Raw genomic sequence first — 903 nt, 5'->3', positions numbered from 1 at the left:
GCACGGCGGCTACCCGCACATGGTCTCCCGCCACCGGGGCCGGGCCATCAGGCCGGAGCAGCGGGCCCGCTGGGTGGAGCTGATGCTGATGGCGATGGACGAGGTCGGGCTGCCCGAGGACGCCGAGTTCCGCTCGGCCTTCGTCGGCTACATCGAGTTCGGCTCGCGTCGCGCCATGGCCAAACGCATGAGCGGACTCCTCGTCGAGATGGTTCGGGCATACGGATCAGGGCGGGCGCGCGCCGGTCTGCCGGCCTCGGCGGTCCGCCGGATCGTGGTGATCACCAGTGGCCCCCATGCTGGAACCGGGCTCCGTGCACGGACAACATTTGTTGCCGATACCGGGACGGGGCTCACTCCTCACCGGGCACGCCCTCGCCCCAGCCCCACTTCTTGATGGTGGTGCGGCTGCCGGGACCGACGCCCGGCTGCGAGTTGGCCATGGCGCGACGCGAGCCGAACTCGATGTAGCCGACGAAGGCCGAGCGGAACTCGGCGTCCTCGGGCAGCCCGACCTCGTCCATCGCCATCAGCATCAGCTCCACCCAGCGGGCCCGCTGCTCCGGCCTGATGGCCCGGCCCCGGTGGCGGGAGACCATGTGCGGGTAGCCGCCGTGCTGCTCGGTGTAGTGCGTCGGCCCGCCCAGCACCTCGCCGAGGAACGTGGCGACGTGCTGCGGGTGGTCGTCGTCCATGCGCCGGAAGAGCGGTGCGAGCATCTCGTCCTTGCGGACGCGGGCGTAGAACGCCTCGGTGAGCCGCTCCAGCGCCTCGGTGCCGCCGATCCATTCGTAGAGGGTGGGTACGGGGGGCGCGTCCTGCTGGTGCGCCGGGTCCTGGTCCGTGGCCGGGTCCGTCACTGTGTCGCCTCTCTCGGGTGTCTTCTGCGGTGGGGAGCGGGAG

Annotated in this window: 1 protein-coding gene and 1 pseudogene; one reads left to right on the top strand and one right to left on the bottom strand. The window is 71.3% G+C overall.

Going from position 1 to position 903, the window contains the following annotated elements; genetic code table 11:
• Positions 1-397: pseudogene (locus EAO70_RS39845) on the top strand (hypothetical protein); the annotation flags it as partial.
• Here the strand turns inward: EAO70_RS39845 and EAO70_RS36100 are convergent.
• Positions 354-903: group II truncated hemoglobin (locus tag EAO70_RS36100; RefSeq protein ID WP_261993228.1), on the bottom strand; the 550-nt coding region annotated here is incomplete at its 5' end. The pseudogene EAO70_RS39845 and the gene EAO70_RS36100 sit on opposite strands and share 44 nt — an antisense overlap.

It is taken from the genome of Streptomyces sp. adm13(2018) (genome assembly GCF_008042145.1).
Taxonomy (GTDB): Bacteria; Actinomycetota; Actinomycetes; order Streptomycetales; family Streptomycetaceae; genus Streptomyces.
The sequence above is the reverse complement of the archived record's forward strand: the minus strand, read 5'-3'. Positions and strand labels throughout refer to the sequence as shown.